At 62.9% G+C, this 3232-nt stretch carries 3 protein-coding genes; 1 reads left to right on the forward strand and 2 read right to left on the reverse strand.

Going from position 1 to position 3232, the window contains the following annotated elements:
- Nucleotides 1–845, forward strand: an 845-nt coding sequence (locus AC2FND_RS19825; RefSeq protein ID WP_496771423.1) for an aminomethyl transferase family protein, incomplete at its 5' end; no start/stop codon positions are given.
- 117 nt (nucleotides 846–962) lie between these two features.
- Here AC2FND_RS19825 and AC2FND_RS19830 read toward each other — a convergent pair.
- Nucleotides 963–1544, reverse strand: coding sequence for a UbiX family flavin prenyltransferase (locus AC2FND_RS19830; RefSeq protein WP_496771424.1), 582 nt, complete (start codon nucleotides 1542–1544; stop codon nucleotides 963–965).
- Nucleotides 1541–3049 (reverse strand): UbiD family decarboxylase, encoded by a 1509-nt coding sequence (locus tag AC2FND_RS19835; RefSeq protein WP_496771425.1) that lies wholly within the window; start codon nucleotides 3047–3049, stop codon nucleotides 1541–1543. The genes AC2FND_RS19830 and AC2FND_RS19835 overlap by 4 nt, the downstream gene beginning before the upstream one ends.
- Nucleotides 3050–3232: the final 183 nt, after the last annotated feature.

A 3232-nucleotide genomic window follows, 5' to 3' on the forward strand; every position in this document is an offset into this window, starting at 1 on the left:
GTGGCGTGGCGGGTGATTTCACCATCACCAAGCTGGCCGAGGATGAATACATGATGATCGGGTCGGGCATGGCCGAACGCTATCATCAACGCTTCTTTCAAATGGTGGAAATGCCCGAGGGCACAACTCTTGAGGTCGCCACCGACCGCATCGCAGGGTTCAACATCGCAGGCCCCAGGTCACGCGAAGCGCTGGCACGTCTGACCAATGCCGATCTGTCCAACGAGGCGTTCCGCTTCATGCGATCACAGAAAATCACGGTCGCCGGCGTCGAATGCGTGGCCATCCGGGTCAGCTTTACCGGCGATCTGGGCTGGGAACTGCACTGCGCCGAGGGGGATCAGGTGGCGCTCTACACCGCCCTGCTTGAGGCCGCCAAAGACTGTGGTGGCGGTCCGGTGGGCGGGCGCGCGCTGGGGGCGCTGCGGATCGAAAAGGGCTATGGCTCGTGGGGTCGAGAGTATTCTCAGGAATACTGGCCGCAAGAGGTCGGGTTGGCGGGCCTGATCAAGCTGGACAAGGATTTCCTGCACAAAGACGCCTATCTGTCCGTCAAGGACAACCCCGCGCGCGAGGTGCTGTCCGTCTTCGAACTGGATGTGACCGAAGATGCCGACGCAACCGGGGGTGAGCCGATCTTTACCCCCGACGGCGCGCCCGTGGGTCGTGTCACGTCGGGGGCGTTCGGCTATTCGGTCGGGAAATCGCTGGCGCTGGGGTTCCGCAACCCAAACAGGGCACAGCCGGGCGATGAGGTGGTCATTCAGGTCATCGGCAAACCGCACAAGGCGCGCGTACTGGCCGAGGCACCGTTCGACCCGACAGGCGCCAGACTGCGGTGCTGACGCTCATAACCCGTCTACAGGCAGGCAAGGCCAATAAGACGCTCCAAAAGATGTCTCGTCTCGGCACTTCAGGCGACTTCATCTTTTTCCAAATACTCCCGCCGGAGGCGTCCGAACTCACCCACCAGCGCATTGCGGGCGCCACTCTTGCGCCACCGGGTCACAAATGCGCAGGCAGTCCACCGCGCGTGCAGCGATCTGGGACACGATATCCATCAGGGTGTCGGGCTTCAGATAAAACGCTGGAACCGGGGGCAGGATGATGGCCCCCATTTCTGCCGCCGCCGTCATGTTGCGCAAATGGGCCAGCGTCAGCGGTGCTTCGCGTGTCATTAAAACCAACGGCCTGCGTTCCTTGAGCTGAACACTGGCGGCGCGCGTCAGCAGGTTATCGTCCAGCCCATGCGCAATTGCGGCAAGCGTTCGCATGGAACAGGGCGCAACGATCATGCCGGATACCGGAACCGACCCGGACGCAATGCTGGCACCGATATCAGCGCTCGGGTGATGCCGCGTCGTCAGTTGCCGCAGGTTTGGCAAAGCGTCCGGGCCGCATTCCTGCGCAAGGGTCCGCATCCCGGCAGCGCTGACCACAAGATCGGTCTCGATATCCGATGACGCAAGGCACCGGGCCACTGCAAGGCTCAACGCCGCGCCTGACGCACCGGATACCCCCAAAACAACACGGGCGTTTGTCATGCTCTCAGCTCCGGTATCAATCGGTTTACAAGGTCTTCCGCAAAGGCGTGATCGGCATCCGCGGTGCGCATGACCGCCCCCCATTCCCGCAGCGTTTCACTGCCCAGTTTCGTCGTGGCGTCGATGCCGATTTTTCCGGCCAGACCGGGTTCGGGCGATGCAAAATCCAGATAATCCATAGGTGTCCTGTCCAGCACCATCACATCCCGGCCCGGGTCCATGCGTGTGGCAAGCGCCCAGGCAATATCCCCCCAGTTTCGGGGGTCGATATCGGCATCGACCGCGATGATCATTTTCGTATAGCTGAATTGCGGCAGCATTCCCCACAGGGCCATCATCACGCGACGGGCCTGCCCCGGATACCGTTTGTCGATGGCAACGATTGCGATGCGATAGGAACAGGCGGCGGGCGGCAGCCAAAGATCGTGGATTTCGGGGATTTGCGCGCGGATGGTCGGCAGGGCCAGGCGGTTGAACACCTCGCCAATGATCGATGGCTCGTCCGGTGGCCGCCCGGTATAGGTGGAAAGATACAGCGGCGCGTCCCGATGGGTGACAGCGCTGACCTGCATCACCGGAAAGGGTTCAGCCGGGTTGTAATAGCCGGTGTGATCCCCAAAAGGCCCCTCGGGGGTGGTCTCGCTTGGTGAAACCCAACCTTCCAGAACAATCTCGGCATCAGCAGGGACCAGCAGGGGGATGGTTCTGGCCGGGATCAGATGTGGCCGCTTCTGGTTCAGGGCTCCGGCAAATGTCAGCTCGGATACCGCCTCTGGCAGTGGCAAGGCCGCCGACAATAGCGTCGCGGGGTTTGCGCCCAGCACAATGGCGACGGGCATCTTTTCGGCGCACCTCGCCCAGTTTCTGTGATGCGCCGCGCCGCCGCGATGAGGCAGCCAGCGCATGATGACACGGTTCCGGTCCAGCACCTGAATGCGGTAAACGCCCGCGTTATAGCCTTGCGCCGCGTTGGGATCGCTGCCGTAGGGCCGGGTAAGGACCACGGGCCATGTGATCAGCGGCCCGACATCACCGGGCCAGTGCGTCTGGACCGGCAGCGCTGTCAGGTCCACATCCGCCCCGCTGTGGCAGACGCTTTGAACCGGGGCAGTTCTGACCAGTTTCGGCCGGGTCGACAGGGCCGCCTTCAGCATCGGCCATCTGGCCAGCGCGTCCCGCACCCCGCCCGGCGGCGTCGGGGCTCGCAGCGCGGCCAGAAAGGCGCCCAGATCGTCCAGCCCGTCGGGTGTGACACCCAGCCCGGCGGCAACCCGCTCTGCCGTTCCGAACAGGTTGACGACGACCGGGGTATCGAGCCGATCAGTGGACACGTCTGTCGGGTGGTCAAATTGCAGAACCGGTCCGCCCGCCTCAAGCACGGCGCGGTGAACAGCGGTCATCTGATGGCGTACGGAAACCGGATCAGGGATGCGCCTGAACTGTCCGGTGTCCTCGCACCATTTCAGGAAATGCCGAAGGCTGGGATATTGCGGCAGGGTGCGAATGGGGTTGCTCCGACGGTGGTGTCCACCCTCTAGCAACGAAAGCGAGGGGTCGAATTGACAACCGTCAAGTCACCCCTATCGCGATCGTCCTAGGAAGGCATCCAAGGTCACAATGTTGAGACAGCAGGAGGTCTCGTTGCCCGTTCCTCAGAACCCGATACCGCGCTGCCCGGCGGCTTTGGC

Source organism: Ruegeria sp. BHSB056 (genome assembly GCF_059613305.1).

Excerpts from the sequence above, each read along its gene's own strand:
- AC2FND_RS19830 (WP_496771424.1), bottom strand. The coding sequence starts at position 1,544 with ATGACAAACGCCCGTGTTGTTTTGGGGGTATCCGGTGCGTCAGGCGCG.